Origin of the sequence: Microbacterium wangyouchuni (assembly GCF_051546305.1) — a bacterium.
GTDB lineage: Bacteria > Actinomycetota > Actinomycetes > Actinomycetales > Microbacteriaceae > Microbacterium.
In genome coordinates this window covers 287,886-305,726 of sequence record NZ_JBPTMA010000002.1, presented here as the reverse complement: position 1 = coordinate 305,726, position 17,841 = coordinate 287,886, and the positions used below count along the sequence as shown (strand labels likewise).

Annotated in this window: 20 protein-coding genes; 10 read left to right on the top strand and 10 right to left on the bottom strand. The window is 64.5% G+C overall.

Going from position 1 to position 17,841, the window contains the following annotated elements; translation table 11 throughout:
• Positions 1–14: 14 nt before the first annotated feature.
• Positions 15–1,295, bottom strand: a complete 1,281-nt coding sequence (gene eno, locus ACSS7Z_RS04760) for a phosphopyruvate hydratase (protein ID WP_438253339.1) — start codon at positions 1,293–1,295, stop codon at positions 15–17.
• An 80-nt stretch (positions 1,296–1,375) separates the two neighbouring features.
• A complete protein-coding gene (locus tag ACSS7Z_RS04755; RefSeq protein WP_438253338.1) occupies positions 1,376–2,317 on the bottom strand; it encodes a sugar-binding transcriptional regulator in 942 nt (313 codons plus the stop codon).
• An 89-nt stretch (positions 2,318–2,406) separates the two neighbouring features.
• Between ACSS7Z_RS04755 and ACSS7Z_RS04750 the strand changes: the two genes are divergently transcribed.
• The 8 genes from ACSS7Z_RS04750 to ACSS7Z_RS04715 all read left to right on the top strand — a co-directional run bounded on the left by ACSS7Z_RS04750 (position 2,407) and on the right by ACSS7Z_RS04715 (position 9,637).
• Positions 2,407–3,099, top strand: coding sequence for an HAD family hydrolase (locus tag ACSS7Z_RS04750; RefSeq protein ID WP_438253337.1), 693 nt, complete (start codon positions 2,407–2,409; stop codon positions 3,097–3,099).
• A 73-nt stretch (positions 3,100–3,172) separates the two neighbouring features.
• Positions 3,173–3,307, top strand: coding sequence for an MgtC/SapB family protein (locus tag ACSS7Z_RS04745; protein WP_438253336.1), 135 nt, complete (start codon positions 3,173–3,175; stop codon positions 3,305–3,307).
• Positions 3,308–3,545: 238 nt separating this feature from the next.
• Positions 3,546–4,496, top strand: coding sequence for a nucleoside hydrolase (locus tag ACSS7Z_RS04740; RefSeq protein ID WP_438253335.1), 951 nt, complete (start codon positions 3,546–3,548; stop codon positions 4,494–4,496).
• 27 nt (positions 4,497–4,523) lie between these two features.
• Positions 4,524–5,837: an ABC transporter substrate-binding protein gene (locus ACSS7Z_RS04735; RefSeq protein ID WP_438253334.1), complete on the top strand. Its 1,314-nt coding sequence runs from the start codon at positions 4,524–4,526 to the stop codon at positions 5,835–5,837.
• Positions 5,837–6,784, top strand: coding sequence for a carbohydrate ABC transporter permease (locus ACSS7Z_RS04730; protein WP_438253333.1), 948 nt, complete (start codon positions 5,837–5,839; stop codon positions 6,782–6,784). Before ACSS7Z_RS04735 ends, ACSS7Z_RS04730 begins: the two co-directional genes overlap by 1 nt.
• Positions 6,777–7,637 (top strand): carbohydrate ABC transporter permease, encoded by an 861-nt coding sequence (locus tag ACSS7Z_RS04725; protein ID WP_438253332.1) that lies wholly within the window; start codon positions 6,777–6,779, stop codon positions 7,635–7,637. The genes ACSS7Z_RS04730 and ACSS7Z_RS04725 overlap by 8 nt, the downstream gene beginning before the upstream one ends.
• Entirely contained in the window at positions 7,634–8,578 is a 945-nt protein-coding gene (locus tag ACSS7Z_RS04720) for a ribokinase (protein WP_438253331.1), read from the top strand. Before ACSS7Z_RS04725 ends, ACSS7Z_RS04720 begins: the two co-directional genes overlap by 4 nt.
• 24 nt (positions 8,579–8,602) lie before the next feature.
• On the top strand, positions 8,603–9,637 hold the full coding sequence (locus tag ACSS7Z_RS04715; protein ID WP_438253330.1) for a LacI family DNA-binding transcriptional regulator: 1,035 nt from the start codon (positions 8,603–8,605) through the stop codon (positions 9,635–9,637).
• Between the two features lie 50 nt (positions 9,638–9,687).
• On the opposite strand, the gene ACSS7Z_RS04710 is transcribed toward ACSS7Z_RS04715, so the two are convergent.
• From ACSS7Z_RS04710 to ACSS7Z_RS04680, 7 genes are all read right to left on the bottom strand, one after another.
• Positions 9,688–10,434, bottom strand: a complete 747-nt coding sequence (locus ACSS7Z_RS04710) for a glycerophosphodiester phosphodiesterase (RefSeq protein ID WP_438253329.1) — start codon at positions 10,432–10,434, stop codon at positions 9,688–9,690.
• On the bottom strand, positions 10,431–10,754 hold the full coding sequence (locus tag ACSS7Z_RS04705) for a hypothetical protein (RefSeq protein WP_438253328.1): 324 nt from the start codon (positions 10,752–10,754) through the stop codon (positions 10,431–10,433). The genes ACSS7Z_RS04710 and ACSS7Z_RS04705 overlap by 4 nt, the downstream gene beginning before the upstream one ends.
• 218 nt (positions 10,755–10,972) lie before the next feature.
• Positions 10,973–12,001: an NAD(P)-dependent alcohol dehydrogenase gene (locus tag ACSS7Z_RS04700; protein WP_438253327.1), complete on the bottom strand. Its 1,029-nt coding sequence runs from the start codon at positions 11,999–12,001 to the stop codon at positions 10,973–10,975.
• Positions 12,002–12,158: 157 nt separating this feature from the next.
• The gene (locus ACSS7Z_RS04695; protein ID WP_438253326.1) at positions 12,159–12,827 is read right to left on the bottom strand and encodes an O-methyltransferase; all 669 of its coding nucleotides are present in this window, start codon (positions 12,825–12,827) and stop codon (positions 12,159–12,161) included.
• Positions 12,828–12,874: 47 nt separating this feature from the next.
• A complete protein-coding gene (locus tag ACSS7Z_RS04690) occupies positions 12,875–13,816 on the bottom strand; it encodes a CPBP family intramembrane glutamic endopeptidase (RefSeq protein ID WP_438253325.1) in 942 nt (313 codons plus the stop codon).
• 15 nt (positions 13,817–13,831) lie between these two features.
• Complete coding sequence (locus tag ACSS7Z_RS04685) at positions 13,832–14,851, bottom strand: DUF1648 domain-containing protein (RefSeq protein ID WP_438253324.1); 1,020 nt, start codon at positions 14,849–14,851, stop codon at positions 13,832–13,834.
• Positions 14,848–15,198, bottom strand: a complete 351-nt coding sequence (locus ACSS7Z_RS04680) for a GntR family transcriptional regulator (RefSeq protein WP_438253323.1) — start codon at positions 15,196–15,198, stop codon at positions 14,848–14,850. Before ACSS7Z_RS04680 ends, ACSS7Z_RS04685 begins: the two co-directional genes overlap by 4 nt.
• Before the next feature lie 107 nt (positions 15,199–15,305).
• On the opposite strand from ACSS7Z_RS04680, the gene ACSS7Z_RS04675 reads away from it, so the two are divergent.
• Complete coding sequence (locus ACSS7Z_RS04675) at positions 15,306–15,779, top strand: DUF4442 domain-containing protein (RefSeq protein ID WP_438253322.1); 474 nt, start codon at positions 15,306–15,308, stop codon at positions 15,777–15,779.
• 37 nt (positions 15,780–15,816) lie between these two features.
• Positions 15,817–17,043 carry an APC family permease gene (locus tag ACSS7Z_RS04670; RefSeq protein WP_438253321.1) on the top strand — a complete coding sequence of 409 codons (1,227 nt, stop codon included), beginning with the start codon at positions 15,817–15,819 and terminating at the stop codon, positions 17,041–17,043.
• On the opposite strand, the gene ACSS7Z_RS04665 is transcribed toward ACSS7Z_RS04670, so the two are convergent.
• Complete coding sequence (locus tag ACSS7Z_RS04665) at positions 16,997–17,821, bottom strand: SGNH/GDSL hydrolase family protein (protein WP_438253320.1); 825 nt, start codon at positions 17,819–17,821, stop codon at positions 16,997–16,999. The genes ACSS7Z_RS04670 and ACSS7Z_RS04665 overlap by 47 nt on opposite strands.
• Positions 17,822–17,841 lie beyond the last annotated feature (20 nt).

The window sequence follows — 17,841 nt, the reverse complement described above, 5'->3', positions numbered from 1 at the left end:
TGTGCTCTCAGCGTTCAGCCCTGGAAACGGGGGAACGCCGAGCGGCCAGCGAATACCGCGGCCTCAGCGAGGTCTTCCTCGATGCGCAGAAGCTGATTGTACTTCGCCACGCGCTCGCTGCGCGCCGGCGCACCGGTCTTGATCTGACCGGCGTTGGTAGCGACGGCGAGGTCTGCGATCGTGGTGTCTTCGGTCTCACCAGAGCGGTGCGAGAGCATCGCGGTGTATCCGGAGCGCTGTGCGAGGCTGACCGCGTCGAACGTCTCGGTCAGGGTGCCGATCTGGTTGACCTTGACCAGCAGCGAGTTGGCGACGCCGCGCTTGATGCCATCAGCCAGACGTGCCGGGTTCGTGACGAACAGGTCGTCTCCGACCAGCTGAACCTTCGAGCCGAGCGCGTCGGTGAGAAGCTTCCAGTTGTCCCAGTCGTCCTCAGCGAGGGCATCCTCGATCGTGACGATCGGGAAGTCATTGACCAGACCCACGTAGTACTCGATGAGCTCAGGGCCCGACCAGTCCTTGTTGTCGAGGCGGTAGACACCATCGTTGAAGAACTCGGTGGCGGCGACGTCGAGGCCGAGGGCGATGTCCTTGCCCGGGGTGAATCCGGCCTTCTCGATCGCCTTGATGAGGAACTCCAGGCCCTCGCGGTTGCTGGGCAGGTCGGGGGCGAAGCCGCCCTCGTCGCCGAGGCCCGTGGCGTAGCCGGCAGCCTTGAGCTCGCTGCGCAGGACGTGGTAGGTCTCAACGCCCCAACGCAGCGACTCGGAGTAGGTCTCTGCACCGATGGGTGCGAGGAAGAACTCCTGCATGTCGATGCCGTTGTCGGCGTGCTCGCCACCGTTGATGACGTTGAACAGCGGCACGGGCAGAACGTGCGCGTTCGGGCCACCGAGGTAGCGGTAGAGCGGCAGGTCGGCACTGTCTGCGGCAGCCTTGGCAACCGCGAGGCTGACGCCGAGGATCGCGTTGGCGCCGGTGCGCTTCTTGTTCTCGGTACCGTCGGTCTCGTTCAGGATCTCGTCGACGATGCGCTGCTCGCTCGCCTCGATGCCCTCAACGGCCGGGCCGAGCTCGTCGATGATGGCGTCGACGGCCTTGAGGACGCCCTTGCCGCCATAACGGCTCTTGTCGCCATCCCGAAGCTCGTACGCCTCGAATGCGCCGGTGGATGCGCCAGAGGGGACGGCCGCGCGCTGGACGATGCCATCGTCGAGGAGCACCTCCACCTCGACGGTCGGGTTGCCGCGGGAATCCAGAATCTCGCGTGCGCCTACAGCCTCGATGAGTGCCACGTATGTGCTCCTTGCTCAGAGAAAAGGTTGTTGTGGAGCGTCGTCGATCCGTGGCCAGTCTAGTGCGAGGCATCCGACATTCACATGTCGTCCTGCTCTTCCAGCGCAAGCTGCGCAGAGCGCACATCCGTGATGATGACATCCGCCAGCCCGGAGCGCAGCACCGCGCTGACCGCACGCTCCTTGCCCTCCCCACCGCCGATCGCGACACGCAGGTCGACCCTGTTCAGCTGTTCTTCGCTGATTCCGACGAATCGATCCTCGAGTCCGGACACCGTTCGCCCGTGTGCGTCAAGCAGCGACGTGCCATATTCGGCGATGACACCCTGCTCGGCGTATGCGTCGAGTTCGCCTGTCTCGGTGAGGTGCTGTGCGAGCAGCGAAGCACTCGGCCAGCCGCCGATCGTGAGGAATGCTTTCGTGACGTGATCGAAACGGCTGATGGTGTGCTGGATCGCGGGATGCTTGAGGATTACCCGCGCCTCCGGCTCGATCAGGATCGGCGCGTACAGCGGATAGGTGGCACCGCCCGCTGCGCGCCCCATGTTGGAGATGACCTCTACGCCGTCCTCGAGCCGCGGCCAGCCGACGCCGGTGAGTTGGACCACGTCCGCGCTCGGCAGTGTGGTGATGCCCCGCGAAGCCAGTACCAGCGTGCGGCCGGGAGTGAAACCGACGACGTCGTCCTCTTCGATCGTCTCGACGATCACCCGAGCTGTGACGGCGGCGATCGCCTCTCGCACGGTCAGTTCGTTCGTCGAGTACGTCGCGACAACGAGCGCTGATCGCAGTCCGAAGCGCTGAGCCAGCCGCGCCGACAGTTCGACATCGATCGGCTCGGCGACCGTTGCGCGCACCTCGATGAGCCCGAGTTCGCGCGCCCTGCGCACCATCCGGGCGGTTGCGAATCGTGATCGACCGATCTCATCGGCGATGTCGTTCACCGTCCGCCCGTGCGCAAGGTTCTGAAGCGCGACATAGACGTGGAGTACTTGCTGATCCAAGGGAAGCACTTTGCTCATAAGAGCACTATAGAGCTACTTATGAGCGAATCTCATAGCCTGACGCTATTCCCGGCAGCTGGGTCGGAAGTCACAGGAACGGATGCCGGATGAATCACCCCACAACACTCGTTGCTGCGCTGCGACAGGGCGAGAGCATCCCCATCGCCGGCGCCCTCTTCGATATGGACGGCACTCTCGTCGATTCGATTCCCGCCGTCGAGGATGCCTGGAGCATCTGGACCACCGAATACGGAATCCCGACGCCCGGTTCGACGATGCATGGGAAAACCGCCAGAGCCGTCGTCCTCGCGTCCGGCTTGCCCGTCGACGCCCACGAACATGCGGAGCGCCGACTGGCGGAGATCGAAGCACGACCGGGACAGCAGCTCCGATCACTCCCCGGCGCGCGCTTTCTCGTGGATTCGCTCCCGCACGGGCGGTGGGGTATCGTGACCTCCGCCACGCGCTCGGTCGCGAGCGCTCGTCTCGCAGCGACGGACCTGCCGATGCCCGAATTTCGCATCACCGGCGACGATGTCACTCACGGCAAACCGGCCGCCGAACCCTTCCTCGGCGGCATCCGCCGCCTGGCCGACCGCGGGTTTGAGGGCACGGTAGTGGCGTTCGAGGACACCGTCGCCGGGGCTACGTCCGCATCCGAGGCTGGCTGCATCGTCATCGGAGTGCTCGGCACAGAACCCCGCACGCAGCTGGAGCGATGTGCGCACATCGTTCTCGATTCCCTTGAAGCGGTGCGCGTCACTGACAGCGACGGCACCCTGCACGTGCGTCTCGTCTGAGAGAAGCAACCATGCTGACGAGCTGTACTCCGAGACTGCCCTGACTAAGATCGCACTGCTCCGTATCGCGTTCATGCTCTCGTTCATCATCGGCGTCGAGCACCAACGCAAGCTCAAGAGCGCAGGGCTGCGTACGCACGCGCTCTTCGGGCACGGCTCCGCGGCGCCCGCGCTGGTGTCGGCATTTGGCTTCCGTCAGCGCCGATGAGAGCCTCGACCCTTCTTCACTTACTTCCCCGTCGTGGCCGGCCAGATCGCCGAGATCGACGACGTGGAGACGGTCTGCCCCGGGATGATCCGGACGCCTGATCAGTGGCTCCTGTTGTCTGACGCGCCGCCGCCCGGTCAGAGATCATTGGTTGACATCGAGGCCGATTCGGATTCCTTGCGTTCCAGTTCAACACGTGTCACACTTTGGTCAACACGAATTGAACGAAGGAGTTCGCATGCGAGTTATTCTCGACACCGACATGGCGATGGGCGTTCCCGGATCGGAGATCGACGACGGATTCGCGCTCGCGCTGATCGCGTCGGATGAGACGTTCTCCCTGGAACTCGTCACGACCGTTAACGGCAACATCGACGTCGAATCAGGCACCTATCTCACCGGCGAACTGCTTCAACGACTGGGCATCGAGAACGTGCCGTACGTCCGCGGAGCCGGCGCACCACTTGCCGAACCCGACCGGTTGAAGTCGGCCTCAGACGAGACACGGAGTGCGTTCGGACATCACCAGCCCGCTCCTGGCTTCGCGGCCGCTGAGATTGCACGACGCGTGGTGGAAGCGCCTGGGGAGATCACGATCATCGCTATCGGACCGTTGACGAACGTCGCCGCGGCGATCAACCTCGATCCCCGCGTGGCGACGTATGTCAAGGAGATCGTGATCATGGGTGGGGTGTTCCTGCAGAACACGAACCGCCTCTCGATGCCTGGCGAGTTCAACTTCTGGGTCGACGCCCTCGCCGCACGCGCAGTGATGCGCTCTGGAGCACCGATCCGGCTCATCGGGCTCGACGTTACGGAGCAGGTGCGTCTGACGCGTGAGCACGCAGCCCAAATGGCATCCAGCGGGCGAAGCTTCGGCGCATTCGCCGGCGAGTCCACTGTGGCGTGGATCGACGCCAATGCGAAGCGCCATCCTCGCGACTTCGACGCGCTGGGCTCATGCGCGATGCACGATCCACTCGCCGTCGCTGCCATCAGCCACCCCGAGTTCCTCACTTGGCGAGATGCGCGCGTCGACATCGTCGCGGATGACAACGCCGGCCGCGGCATCTCCGTGGCAGATTTTCTGCTCTCAGAGGACTCCCCCGAGCCGAACGTGAGCATCGCGGTCGACGTGGACGTCGACAGCTTCATGACCTACTTCATCGAGCAGATCAAGTCCCTCTGAAACGCACCACCAACGAAAGGCAGGAAAATGCAAAGACGCAGTATCGCCACCATCGCCGCACTCGGCACAGCCTCGCTCATCCTCGCGGGCTGCACTGGCGCCTCATCGGGTGCCTCATCTGATGAGGCGTGGACGCTCCCGGAAGAGGACCCGACTGCCACCATTCAGGTGCTCGGGCATCAGAACGAGGAAACCGGCATCCTCGACGTGATCGCGGCCTTCGAAGAAGCACATCCCACCATCACCGTCGAATACGAAGGGGTCCCATTCGATCAGCTCAACTCGATCCTCGACGCTCGTATCGGGAACAAAGACGGCAATCCGGACGTCTACTGGGCCGATCAGCCGCGCATCGCCACCCTGGCGTCCCGCGGCTTCACCGAATCACTCACCGAACAATTCCGCGACGAGATCGGTGCCCTGGATGATGCACCTGTCGAATCGAGCTCGTTCGACGGTGATCTCTGGGCCCTTCCCATCGCGAACTCGACCCAGCTCCTCTACTACAACAAGGCATTGCTCGACCAGGCCGGCCTGGAGTACCCGAGCGCGGCGCCAGAAGACCGGCTGACCTGGGAGGAGCTCACCGGGCTCGCGACCACCGCTGTCGATGCGGGTTCGAAGTACGGAATCCTCTTCGGTCAGCCCGACCGCTACTACCAGCTCCAGCCGCTCGCCGTCTCGTTGGGTGGTTCCTCAGGCGCGACCGGAGAGGACAACCTCACCCCCGACATCACCTCTGATGCCTGGGTCGACGCACTCGCCTGGTATGGCGACATCCACGCGCAGAACCTATCGCCACAGGGGGTCAATGGCGAGCAGTCGTCGGACGAGTTCCTCGCCGGGAACGTCGCCTACTTCGTTCAGGGTCCTTGGCTCGTTCCTAACCTCGCCGACGACGACCTCGAATGGGGCGTGGCTCCGCACCCCTACTTCGAGGGTGGCGACGCAGTGACCCCGACAGGGTCGTGGTCTCTGGCCATGAGTCCGTTCTCCGACGAAAAGGAGGCAGCGGCGATCTTCATGAAGTGGATGTCGATCGACGACGGTGGGGGCTACGCACTGAACTTCCCTGCACCCGAACTCCCTGCCAGCCCTGAGGGCAAGGACGCCTACTACGAGCGGGAGATCTTCTCTTCTCCCTCCGGCCAGGATGCCGTGGCGATCATCGACTACGAGACACAGAACACTGCAGTGCCCCGTCTGTCGACGATTGGCTACGTCGAATTCGAGGAGATCCTCGGCCGCGCGTACTCCGACGCGAAGAACGGCACCGATCCGGCTAAGGCGCTGGCCACGGCGACCCAGGAGCTCGAGACGGCGTGGGCGAAGTACAAGTGATGACTGACGTCCTCACTTCCGCCGAGGGGACGGACACGCGTCCGCTCCCTCGGCGGCGCCGGTCGACACATAGCAAGGAGATGCTGTGGGCTCTGGCGTTCATCGCGCCAGCGCTGCTCGCCATCATCACGATGCGGATCGTCCCGGCTATCGGAGCGTTCTGGTCGTCGTTACACAAGGCCTTCCCCGGAGGCCTAAAGGAGCCAGTATTCACTGGGCTGGAGAACTACATTGATCTGTTTTCCAGCGCCGCCTTCGGCGACACGGTCCTGCGCACATTGGTCTTCAACCTCATCATCAACCCGGCGCAGGTGGCCATCGCGCTCATGATCGCCGTGTTGCTGACACGCCGGATCCGCATGAAACTCCTCTGGCGCACGCTGATCTTCATCCCGGCAACAATCCCGATCGTGGGCTCTTCGATCGTTTGGGGCATCGGGATGCGACCGGATGGCCCGCTGAACGCCATCCTCGAAGCCGTCGGCATCGGCCGACAGCCCTTCCTCACCTCACCGGATCAGGCACTCGCATCGATCATGATTGTCGCGACCTGGGTCGGTGTCGGGTATTGGATGCTGTTCCTCATCTCCGGAATCGAAGCGATCCCAGACGAGTACTACGAGGCTGCCAAGCTCGATCGCGCCGGCCCCATCCGAACGTTTTTCTCGATCACGCTCCCGCAGCTCAAGCGTCCGCTCCTGTTCGTACTCGTCGCCGACACCGTGGCCAACTTTGTGCTGTTCGTGCCCGTGCAGATGCTGACCGGCGGCGGACCCGAGAACTCCACGACGATGCTGATGTTCGATGCTTATCGCACGAGCTACACCTACAGCGACAAGAGCCTAGGGTCCGCTGAGGTCGTCATCCTCACTGTCATCATGCTGGCGTTCGTCGCATTGCAGTTTCTGCTGCTCAGAGAAGACCGCGAAGGAGCAGCCAATGCCTGATCCAATGCTGACGAGACGACGCTCTCGCTGGAGTCGTCCGTCCATGCCGCTCACCGTCGTGACAGTCCTGGTGAGCGCGATATTCGTGATCCCGGTGCTGTGGCTCCTCGCAGGATCGCTGCGCCCAGGGCACGAGATCTTCGAATCCCTCTCCCCGTTGAGCTGGGACATCCTCATTCCCTCCGAAGTGACGCTGGAAAACTACCAGGCGATGCTCTTCGGACCGTTCGGTCGCGCACTCGTGAACTCACTCATCGTGTGCGTGATCTCCGTCGCCGTCGGAACTGTGATGTGTGCGCTGGCGGCGTATGCCGTCGCGGTGCTGAAGTTCCCCGGACGAGGGATCATCTTCACGGTCATCGTCGTCGGGTTCATGATCCCGTTCGAAGCCGTCGCGATCCCGCTGTCCCAGCAGTTCTCGAGCTGGGGCCTCGCCAACACCATCACCGGTCTCGTCCTGCCCGGAATCGGCAACGGGTTGGCAATCTTCAACCTCCGCCAGCACTTCCTCTCGGTCCCCGCTTCCTATCGGGAGGCTGCCAAAATCGACGGCGCATCAGAACCGAGGATCTTCACCGCGATCTATTGGCGGCTCGGCGGTGGCGCACTAGTCAACTCCGCTCTCCTGATCTTCCTCGGGCAGTGGGGAGCCTTCCTCTGGCCGCTCCTGGTCGTATCCGAGCGAGACCTTCAGGTGGCACCCGTCGCGCTGGCGCAGACCTTCGGAGAGCATAGCTCCAGCTTCGGTCAGCACTTCGCGGGTGCTGTGATTCTGTCGATCATCCCCGCTCTGCTGATGTTCATCCTGCAGAAGTCCTTCGGCGGACTATCCATCGCGAGCGGAGAGAAATGAATCACGTGAACGATCAGGTGCCCGTCCTCGTGGTGGGCAGCGCAAACCGCGACTACCTCGTCCGTGTCTCGGAACTGCCCTCCCCTGGGGAAACCGTTCTTGCACAGCAGATGAGCAATACCTGCGGCGGAAAGGGCGCGAACCAGGCTGTCGCCGCATCACGGCTGGGCGCAAACGTCAGTTTCGTCGGATGCGTGGGCGACGACCCGGACGGCGCACTCTTGCTACGTGAACTACTGGCCGAGGGCGTCGACGTGTCCGATATGACGATGCTGCACGACGCGGAGACCGGCCGCGCCTTCGTCTGGGTAGATGATCACGGCGAGAACTCGATCGCCGTCGTCCCCGGCGCGAACTATCACCTCACTCCGGCGAAAGTGGAGCGCGTTGTCCAGCGTGCACGCGCCGGGTCGATTCTGGTGATCCAGGCGGAGATCCCCGCCATAGCGATTTCGGCAGCTGTGCGTGCATCAGACACCACCCGGGTCGTCCTCAACCTCGCGCCGGTCATTGCACTCCCGGACGATGTGCTGGAGCGCGCCGATCCTTTCGTGCTGAATGAGGCGGAGGCGTCCGCGTTGACCGGTATCGAGGTACGATCACCCGACGACGCGCTACGCGCGGCCAGGGCGATCCGCCCCGTTCCGCGCAGCACCGTTATCACGATCGGCGCAGGAGGTGCTGTATGGGTGAAGGAGTCTCGCTCCGGGATCGTCCCGGTAACCGAGCAGGTTTCGGTCGTGGACACCACCGGAGCTGGCGATGCGTTTGTCGGGGCGCTCGCAGCTTCTCTCGCCCGCGGCGCCCGGCTGAGCTCCGCCGTGGAACATGGCGTCCGCTCCGGGAGCTACGCGGTACGTCGCCCTGGCGCGCAGGCGTCGTATGCGAGAGAGTCCGATCTTGCCGCATCGGCGACCGATGGAGACGGCGGACGCATCTGAATACCGGCCACGGAGGTATCTGAGATGGCGGTTACACGTGCACAAGTCGCTCTTGCAGCCGGGGTCTCCCCCGCTGTGGTCTCATATGTGATCAACGGCGGCCCTCGCCCGGTGTCAGCTCACGCCCGAGAACGTGTCGAAAAGGCGATCGCGGAGTTGGATTATCGCCCCAACGCGGTTGCTTCCGCGCTGCGCAGAGGCAGCACGCGCATGATCGGCCTGCTCACCGAGAGCCCGATCAACCCATTCTTCGCAGAACTCGCCGAGGCCATCGCAAAAGAGGCGACCCAGAACGGTCTTGCTCTGACACTAGGGATCGTCGACATCGTGGGCGAGAAACACGTCCCTTTCTTGAAATCTGTGGTCGACCATCGGATCGACGGAGTGATCGCCGCGACCGATCAGTATTCGCAGCTCGCGAGCAAAGTACTGGGGACGGTGCCTGTGGTGTCGATCCAGAGCACCAACAGTCACGTGCACGGAACCTCCGGTGAGGTCAGCTTCGACAATGAGCATGCTGCCCGGATCACTGTCGAGCATCTCATGGAGCACGGCTACACCGAGATCGCCTGCATCGCTGGCCCTTGGCATTCAACAAGCGCGGATGGCAGGATCATCGGATGGCGTGAGACGCTCATGTCTGCCGGACTGAGAGCCGGCGAGGATCTGGTCGAGCACGCGGAGTTCTCTGCGAGCGGAGGCCGCTCTGCCACTCATACGCTGCTTGGTCCCATGCCACGACACCATTCGCGAAGCACCCGCCCGCGTGCGATCTTCATCTCCTCTGATGTCCAGGCGATCGGCGTGCTCCAGGCATGCGCCGAGCTCGGCCTCCGCGTGCCGGACGACGTCGCACTCGCCTCCATCGACGGGACCGACCTCGCTCTGAGGTTAAGTCCGCCGCTGACCAGCGTCCGACAACCGGTAGATCAGATGGCGACGAAGGCCATCGGGGCACTGCTGGCCAGCGCCGAAGGATTACCAATCCCCACCCAGATCGTGCGCGGCACTCTCATAGTGGGGCGCAGTTGCGGCTGCACACCCGCTGTCCAGGACTGACTCCAGAATGACGAGAGGGCCGGCCCTGCAGCCCGCCCTCTCGCAATGGATCAGCGCGCGACGCCGTTCTCAGCGAGCACCTGGTCCCGCCATGCGAGAGCCTGCGCCGGATCATCCGAAGTGGTGCCATCGGCACCGAGACGGATGACCTCGCGCATCTGCTCGATCGTCCGCATGGGCCACACGTGCACCTCGATGTCGCGGGCCTGCAGCTCCGCGACGAGCTCCGGCGTCAGACCCTCGAATCCGCACGCGAGTCGTGTCGCCTTAGTGTGATTCAACAGGGCCCGGAGGCCGCCGTCGAACTCCTCCGCCTTGGCGAGCTCCGTGAGGATGATCTGCCGCCCGATGTGCGGCATCAGCTCGGCAGCGTGCCCCACCACGTCCGCGGAGAAGCTCGCGAGCGCTGTGCGCGCAGCATCCGCGGGACGTTCCTCGAAGAACTTCGCGAGATACGGGACGGCGGCTGAATCCTTGATCTCGAGTTGGATGAACGTGCGCGTCGCGTCGTACATCTCCGTGAGCGTAACCACTCCCCTGCCGGAGTCGAGCGTCACCGCTTGTAGCTGCGCGAGCGTGAGCTGGGATGCTGGCCCGAGGCCCCGCGCCGAATCGTCGCCGGCTGTGCGGTCCAGCGTCGCATCATGCAGCAAGAACAGCTGCTCATCCCTGCTGAGACGCACGTCCAGCTCGATCTCGTCGACGCCAATCTCCTCGGCGAGCGCGTACGAGGCCAGGCTGTTCTCCGGCAGGTGCACCATCGCGCCGCGATGCCCGACAATCAAAAGGGTCATCATGCACCAACCTTCGCGCCGTACCTGGCGCGGATCTTCTCGATCGCCGGCTCGAGGTTGGCCTGCACGGTGGCCGGAGCCTTCCCTGAATCGACGTTGCACGAATACACCGCCTGGATCGACCCCTTCGCCTCCGGCACCACCTTGGGCACGAACCTGCGGACGACATCAGGGCCGGATGCGACATCGAGCTGATCGATCGCGACCTGGTAGTTCGGGTTCTCCGCCTCGGATGGAAGCCCTGCATCGCGACCGGATGGACGATCGCCACGAAGCCAACCCGCTTCCAAGGCGAGACCATCAGCAGAGCTGCAAGCGCCCATTTGGCATCCGTGGTCCGCGCGGGCGATTCGAGTCCGAACATGTTGAACGCGACTCTTGCGAGAGAGTACATCTGGTCGAAGATGAGCAGCCAGACCGCCACGGACGCGAAGAGCGCGAACAGTGCGTGCCTCGGCGTTGACGCTTCTTGAAGGCCGGTGAAGCGCGGCGAGCGGACACGCGCTTCGGCGCTTCCAGGGCACGTTCGTGGTGGTGGCCATCAGTGTGTCGGGATGCCGTTCGGGTATACGACGGCCTTCATGGAGTCCGGCACATCCGCTGCCAGAGTCAGGGCGGATTCGGCATCCGCAAGCTCGAAGCGGTGAGTGACGAGCGGCTCGACGTCGACGCGTCCGCTGGAGACCAGCGCGATGGCCGTCGGCCAGGTATGCGCGTAACGGTTCACGAGCGAGACCGAGATCTCCTTGACGTTCAGACGCGAAAGCGGCAGCGTCACGTCCTCTTTCGGCAGTCCGACCATCGCGGCACGCCCGCCGTTGCGCAGGCGCCAAAGCCCCTGGGCGAGGGCGCCCGGTGCGCCCGAGCATTCCAGCAGCACGTCCGCGTCCTCATGTCCGGGCCCCTCCGGGATCTCGCCGACCTTCTCGGTGCGGAAGCCAAGTTTCGCAGCGAGCGCGAGACGGAAGTCCGAGATGTCCGAGATGACGACATCGGCGGCGCCCTCGGCTCGAGCGACCTGAGCGGCGAGGATCCCGACCGGTCCTGCACCAGTCACCCGCACCCGGTCGCCGGGCAGAAGACCGGCGCGACGACAGGCCCACAAGCCGACCGAGAGCGGTTCGCACAGCGCTGCCGCCTCGAAAGACATCGAATCCGGAATCACGAACAGGTTGCGCGAGTCGATCGCGAGGCTCTGCACGAGCGCGCCATCGTATGGCGGCGTCGCGAGGAAGACGAAGTCCGGACACAGGTGGTAGCGGCCGACGAGGCACTCCTCGCAGTTGCGACATGGCGTGCCCGGTTCAATGGCGACCCGATCGCCGACGGCGACATTCGTGACTTCGCTGCCGGTGGCGACGACCGTTCCGGCTGCTTCATGGCCCAGAATGATCGGGCCTTCCACCTTCCAGTCACCGATGTACCCGACTCGGTAATACGCCGTGTCGGATCCGCAGATGCCCACCGCCTCGATGCGAACGATCGCTTCACCGGCTGAGGGTTCCGGAACCGGAACCTCCTGAACTCGGATCGTTCCCAGAGCGGGCATGACTGCTGCGAGATTCGCCATCGTTGGTTTCCTTCCGTGCGGCGCCAAGGCGCCTGACCATGATCAGAAGTCACGCTAATGGGATGCCGCACATCGAAATCATCCGCGCTCATAGGAGCGCCGCTGTCACACTAAAGAGCGAATGCTCGTACGCCGACACGGGGCGATGTACCGCGCCTCACACGATGACGGCGACCGCGATGCCGTCCCATCCCTTGATTCCGACGGTCTGCAAGGCTGTTGCGTCGAAGCGGGGGTCCTCCCCCAGCATCCGCAGCCCGTCACGGGTTCCGATCACGCGCGGATCAGTGGTTTCGTCGTTGACGATTTCGCCATCGCGACCGATGTTGTCGAGGATGACCACCGTGCCGGGATGACCGAGCCGTGCTGCCCAGTCGAGGTAGAGCGTGTTCGATTCCTTGTCCGCATCGATGAAGACGAGGTCGAACGGCTCGGAACCTTCCAGCGTCGGCAGCACGTCGGCTGCGCGAGCAATGCGGATGGCGACGCGACCGCCGACGCCAGCTGCGTCGATGCTCGCTCTGGCGATGGCGGCGTTGGCCGGTTCCGCCTCGATCGTTGTGACGTTGCCGCCTTCGCCGACGGCTCGGGCGAGCCAGATGGTCGAGTATCCACCCAGCGTCCCGATCTCCAGCACACGCCGCGCACCACTGATGCGGGCGATAAGGTTCAGCAGTTTGCCGCTGACCGGGGCGACTTCGATGTCGGGCAGCCCCGCCGCCCGCTGCGCGGCGAGCGCCGCCTCCAACGCGGGGTCATGCCCGACCAACGCGTCGGACAGGTACTCATCAGTGCGGCGCCAGTTCGCAGCCGTTGGTTCAGCCATGGCTCCACCCAACCCCGCGCGCTCGACGCCGTCAAGGGCTGAGGGATTCAGCCACGTGGTTGGGACAGCATCCGTCCGATCGATCCGTCCAATTCGGGCTGGCGACGGAACTGCCCTGCCAGCACGAGGATGACGATCACGATCGCGCAGGCGATCCATCCGGCAACCCCGAGCGGTCCGGCCAATGCCATGTCGAAGGTGGTTCCCGCGGCGAACAGCAGAGCGATGAGGCCACCGGCGGCATTCATCGCACCGTGCGCGAACACTGCCGGCCACAGCGACGCCGAGCGCAACCGCAGCCAACCGAGCAAGATGCCCCAGGCGACGCATCCCGCTGTCATCAGCAGCACACCGGTGATGTCGATGCGTCCGAAGTTATAGCCGAGCAGGATCATCGGCGAGTGCCAGACGCCCCAGATCGCACCGCTGATCAGCAGCGCGGGCCAGGTGCCGAGTGGACGGAGCGCCGGCAGCAGGAATCCGCGCCAGCCGATCTCCTCGCCGAATGCGAGGAAGGCGTTGATCGTCGCTGCCGCGAACGGAATGGCCACCAGTTGAGAAAGGATGACGATGATCGCCGGAGGCACCGGAATCCCCGCGGGCGTCGACGCTTCCAACTGCTGGGCAAAGCCCGAGAACGCAACGAGATCCAGTTGCACCCAGCCACACAGCGCTGCGATGGCGACGGATGCTGCAATCACCACAGTCGGTCCGAACAGGCCGAGCACCATCATCCAGACCACACGCTTAGCCGGCCGCAGCGGCCACATGCCCAGGAACCGCAGCCGCTCCCCCTTCGGCACCGGCCGGAAAACGAGCATGACGATCAATACGGCGAGCGCCGGCGTGAACATCGTCACGGGGATGAGTATGCCGGCAAGCGGGTTGGCCAGTCCGCCTTCCAGCCACAGCGGCAGGGCGAGGAGCCAGGCGAGGCCGAGAGCGAGGATGACGAAAGAGATCGTGGCGATCGGGCGGATGCGGGTCATGTCAGATTCCTGTCGTCAGGCGCTGTGCGCGCGGAGAGTTTCCAACACGGCGGCAGCATCGGATGCCCCGTCGACGGTGACGACGAACACGCGTCCGTTGGCCTCCGTCACTTGCAGGGAGTCGCCTGTGCGCAGCACGACGCCACGCCGCCCGTCGAGCCCGATGCGCCATCCCCAGCCGCCGAACTCGGCGAACGGGTTGACTTGCACCCACTCGATCTTCTCGATGCGTTCGAGGGGGATTCGCGTGTTCGGCCAACCGAGCAGCGAGCGAACGCGGAGACCCTCAGCGTTCACCCGCACACGGAAGACGACCATGCTTCCGATCGTCACCGCCAACAAGAAGGTCACGAACCCGAGAATCCACCAGCTGTCATCGCCACGCGCGATCCAGAACACCGTCATCAATGCCAGCAGCGCCAATGCCGAAACGAGAACGACCACGCCGCTTCGGGCCATGGTCGCGGTGCCGAACCAGACCGCGCGCTCGGTGGTCGCAAGTGGGATGCTTCCGGCGGGCGCTGCTTGAGCGGCCTCGTACACCGGGCTCTTCGGCTGCAAGAACCAGCCCAGCGCTGTGAAGCCGACGAGCAGCCCGAAGCCGACGAATGTCCAGATCCCGATATCTGGAGTGTCTGCGGCATCCGCCAGACCGCGCTGCAGCGCTGCGCCCACTACCGCGAGGAACGCGATCATTGTGCCGAGTCCGAGATTGACTGCGCCCATGAAGCGCGCGGTCGTCGACCACTGCGCGACCGGCTGCTTGGTGCTGCTCTGCGGCAGACGTTGCGCGAATGCCACAATCACAGCATCGAAGATGACCACACCACCGCCAATGCCGAGAATCATCGCGATGTAACCCCATTGTGAGGCGACGCCGTCGACGCCGTCCGAGCCCCAGTGGATCGCCATGGGGTCCGGCAGTTCCGGCATCCACGCGATGATCACCGCGGCGGCCAGCGCAAGGAGCCCCAGCGGCACGATGACACCCACCCACAGAAAAGCAGTGCGGGCGCGACGGATTTCGTCAGTCATACGGGAGTCTCCTTGATGAGAGCGGCAAGAGTAGTCGGCGATATCCCCAAAGCTGCAGCGTGGGACACGAGTGCGGTGATGTCGTGTGACAGTTCGGCGAGCGGACCGGCCGACGCCGCGACGACGGCGCCTCTCCCCCGGCGAAGATCAACCAGCCCCTCATCGCGCAGCTGTTGGTAGGCACGCAACACGGTGTGCAGGTTGATCTCGAGCGCCTCGGCGAGCTCGCGGGCGGATGGGAGCCGGTGACCGGGAGCAAGGCGCCCCGCCACGATATCCATGCGCACCGAGGCGGCAACCTGCTCGAACAACGGTTGGGAGCTATCGACGTCGATCTTGATCAACATCGTTCCCCCTTCCGTCTGAACTTATAGTAATTCTAGTTCAACTAGAACAACTGTCACAACTCTCCACCTACTTTGTCGCGACGTGCACTCTCGGCCACACTGGCGGAATGAAGATCACTCCCCGACGTCTCGCGATCGGCATGAGCCTGTGGGCTCCGAACTTCTTCAGCGGCATCCGCATCCGCCGCTTCAGCGAAGACTGGACGCACGCGACCGTTGAGCTGCACATCAACGTGATCACCCGCAACTACGTGAAGACTGCGTTCGGTGGGTCGATGTCGGCGATGACCGACCCTTACTTCTTCATGCTCGTCATGCACCAGCTCGGTCGTGACTACGTCGTGTGGGACACCCGCGGCGAGATCGAGTTCCTCAAGCCGGGGCGCGGAGTGCTGACCGCGCACTTCCACGTGCCGAAAGAGAAGGCGGATGAACTCCGCGAGCGCGCGGCTGGCGGCACCAAAGTGCTGGAGTGGTTCGAAACCGAGATCACCGACCGCGACGGCGATGTCGTCGCGCGGGTGCGCCGCGAGGTCTATATCCGAGAGAAAAAGCGCGTCACCGCGGCTCGCCAAGACTGAGCACCATCCGTTAACTCGTGCGTGCCACGATTACCGAATGGAACTCGCCCGTCGCCTGACGCTAACGGATGCTGTCGCCATCGGCCTCGGCTCGATGATCGGTGCCGGCGTCTTCTCGGTGTGGGGTCCGGCGATCGAGGTCGCGGGCTCCGGGCTGCTGATCGCACTCGCCATCGCCGCGGTCGTCGCATTCTGCAACGCGGCGTCGTCCGCTCAGCTCGCCGCAGTGCACCCGGTTGCCGGCGGCACCTACGCGTACGCACGCGCGGAGATCGGGCCCTGGTGGGGCTTCATCGCGGGCTGGTGCTTCGTGATCGGGAAGGTCGCGAGTTGCGCTGCGATGGCGATGACGTTCGCCGCGTACGCCGCTCCGGCAGGCTGGGAACTCCCGGTCGCGATCGTCGCCGTCGCGGCTCTCGCCGCCGTGAACTGCTTTGGCGTCACCCGTACGGCGCTTCTCACCCGCATCCTGGTCGTCGTCTCATTGCTGGGTCTCGCCATCGTGGCGGCAGCGGGCTTCACCGCTTCGACCTCGGCCGAACCGGCACCGCTGCCCGATGTCACTATCTACGGCGTATTGCAGGGAGCGGGCCTGCTGTTCTTCGCCTTCGCCGGATACGCGCGCATCGCCACCATGGGCGAAGAGGTGACCGATCCCGCACGAAACATTCCGCGAGCGATCGCGATCGCTCTCACCGGGGCTTTGATCGTCTACGTGCTCATCGCGGTCGTCGTGACGCTGACGCTCGGAGCGGATGCTGCGACGAGCACCGCACCCCTGGCAGCTGTCGTCGATGCGGCCGGATGGTCGGATCTGGCACCTGCCGTGCGGGTGGCTGCGGCCGCGGCATCCCTCGGCGCACTGTTGGCGTTGCTCACCGGAATCGGCAGAACGTCACTGGCGATGGCCCGGGAGTCAGATCTGCCCCGCTTCCTCGCCGTCGTACACCCGCGCTGGCAGGTGCCCCAACGTGCGGAGATCGCCATCGCACTGGTCGTCATCGGGATCGTGCTCGTCGCGGATCTGCGAAATGCGATCGGATTCTCGTCGTTCGGGGTGCTGCTTTACTACCTGATCGCGAACGCCTCGGCGTTCCGACAGTCCAGCGCGGCCCGGCGCTACCCGCGGTTCATCCCGGTGATCGGTGCGCTCGGCTGTCTGGTACTGGTCAACACACTGCCGTTGGTGGCATCGCTGATCGGCACGGGTGTGGTGATCATAGGTGTCGTATACCGGATGCTGCGGCTGCGGTTCGCTCGCTGAGCGGGTGAGACTCCAGCGCCATGACGACCGCGGGCAGCAACGCCTCGGCGGTGCGTCGGTAGCCAGCGGCGCTGGGGTGAAAGCGGTCAAGGCTGAACATCTCCTCCGATTGCTCGCGGAACGCCGGCCCGACCGTCTCTCGGAGATCGACCGGCACCGCACCGGTGCGCCATGCGACCCTCGTCTGTTCCAGCGCGAGGCGTCGTGACATCCGCGATAGCAGCGCGCGCAGCGGCTGCGGCACCGGCTGGAGTGTGCCGAGGTCGGGGCAGGTGCCGATCACGACGGCGGTACCGGCATCCTGAAGTCGAGTGATCGCCTGCTCGAGTTGCTCAGCGGCGACGGCGGGCGGAACCACGTGCGTGACGTCGTTGCCACCGACGACGATCACCGCGACATCGGCGCGATAGTCGCCGGGAAGAGCATCGATCTGGCTGGCGAGCGCCGATGACTCCGACCCAACGACCGCGGCGGTGCGCAGGCGCACCGGCCGTTGCATCCGCTTGGCTGTGGCTTTCGCGATGCGCCCGCCGAGCGTCTCTTTCCGATGTTCAGCACCGAGGCCTGCGGCCAGGGAGTCACCGAGCAGCAGCATCTCCACCGGCTGTCCGCTCAACGAACGCGTCCATACTCGATCGGCGTTCAGCGCGTCCTCGCCGAGCGGTTTGCCGATGCGCTCGCGCGCAATCGCTGCTTGATGGGTGAGCAGTGCGCGTCCGCCGAACGCGAGTGCTGCGAAGGCCGCTCCCACGACGAGGGCAACACGGACCCGAGTCATGGCCCCATTCGAGCGTTCCA

What these genes read in the sequence shown, in the direction of transcription:
- ACSS7Z_RS04685 (WP_438253324.1), bottom strand. Translation starts at nt 14,851, where the DNA reads ATGACTGACGAAATCCGTCGCGCCCGCACTGCTTTTCTGTGGGTGGGT.
- ACSS7Z_RS04750 (WP_438253337.1), top strand. Translation starts at nt 2,407, where the DNA reads ATGAATCACCCCACAACACTCGTTGCTGCGCTGCGACAGGGCGAGAGC.
- ACSS7Z_RS04735 (WP_438253334.1), top strand. Translation starts at nt 4,524, where the DNA reads ATGCAAAGACGCAGTATCGCCACCATCGCCGCACTCGGCACAGCCTCG.
- ACSS7Z_RS04725 (WP_438253332.1), top strand. Translation starts at nt 6,777, where the DNA reads ATGCCTGATCCAATGCTGACGAGACGACGCTCTCGCTGGAGTCGTCCG.
- ACSS7Z_RS04730 (WP_438253333.1), top strand. Translation starts at nt 5,837, where the DNA reads ATGACTGACGTCCTCACTTCCGCCGAGGGGACGGACACGCGTCCGCTC.
- ACSS7Z_RS04720 (WP_438253331.1), top strand. Translation starts at nt 7,634, where the DNA reads ATGAATCACGTGAACGATCAGGTGCCCGTCCTCGTGGTGGGCAGCGCA.
- ACSS7Z_RS04715 (WP_438253330.1), top strand. Translation starts at nt 8,603, where the DNA reads ATGGCGGTTACACGTGCACAAGTCGCTCTTGCAGCCGGGGTCTCCCCC.
- ACSS7Z_RS04705 (WP_438253328.1), bottom strand. Translation starts at nt 10,754, where the DNA reads ATGGGCGCTTGCAGCTCTGCTGATGGTCTCGCCTTGGAAGCGGGTTGG.
- ACSS7Z_RS04665 (WP_438253320.1), bottom strand. Translation starts at nt 17,821, where the DNA reads ATGACTCGGGTCCGTGTTGCCCTCGTCGTGGGAGCGGCCTTCGCAGCA.
- ACSS7Z_RS04710 (WP_438253329.1), bottom strand. Translation starts at nt 10,434, where the DNA reads ATGATGACCCTTTTGATTGTCGGGCATCGCGGCGCGATGGTGCACCTG.
- ACSS7Z_RS04690 (WP_438253325.1), bottom strand. Translation starts at nt 13,816, where the DNA reads ATGACCCGCATCCGCCCGATCGCCACGATCTCTTTCGTCATCCTCGCT.
- ACSS7Z_RS04745 (WP_438253336.1), top strand. Translation starts at nt 3,173, where the DNA reads ATGCTCTCGTTCATCATCGGCGTCGAGCACCAACGCAAGCTCAAGAGC.
- ACSS7Z_RS04670 (WP_438253321.1), top strand. Translation starts at nt 15,817, where the DNA reads ATGGAACTCGCCCGTCGCCTGACGCTAACGGATGCTGTCGCCATCGGC.
- ACSS7Z_RS04740 (WP_438253335.1), top strand. Translation starts at nt 3,546, where the DNA reads ATGCGAGTTATTCTCGACACCGACATGGCGATGGGCGTTCCCGGATCG.
- ACSS7Z_RS04695 (WP_438253326.1), bottom strand. Translation starts at nt 12,827, where the DNA reads ATGGCTGAACCAACGGCTGCGAACTGGCGCCGCACTGATGAGTACCTG.
- ACSS7Z_RS04675 (WP_438253322.1), top strand. Translation starts at nt 15,306, where the DNA reads ATGAAGATCACTCCCCGACGTCTCGCGATCGGCATGAGCCTGTGGGCT.
- ACSS7Z_RS04700 (WP_438253327.1), bottom strand. Translation starts at nt 12,001, where the DNA reads ATGGCGAATCTCGCAGCAGTCATGCCCGCTCTGGGAACGATCCGAGTT.
- ACSS7Z_RS04755 (WP_438253338.1), bottom strand. Translation starts at nt 2,317, where the DNA reads ATGAGCAAAGTGCTTCCCTTGGATCAGCAAGTACTCCACGTCTATGTC.
- ACSS7Z_RS04680 (WP_438253323.1), bottom strand. Translation starts at nt 15,198, where the DNA reads ATGTTGATCAAGATCGACGTCGATAGCTCCCAACCGTTGTTCGAGCAG.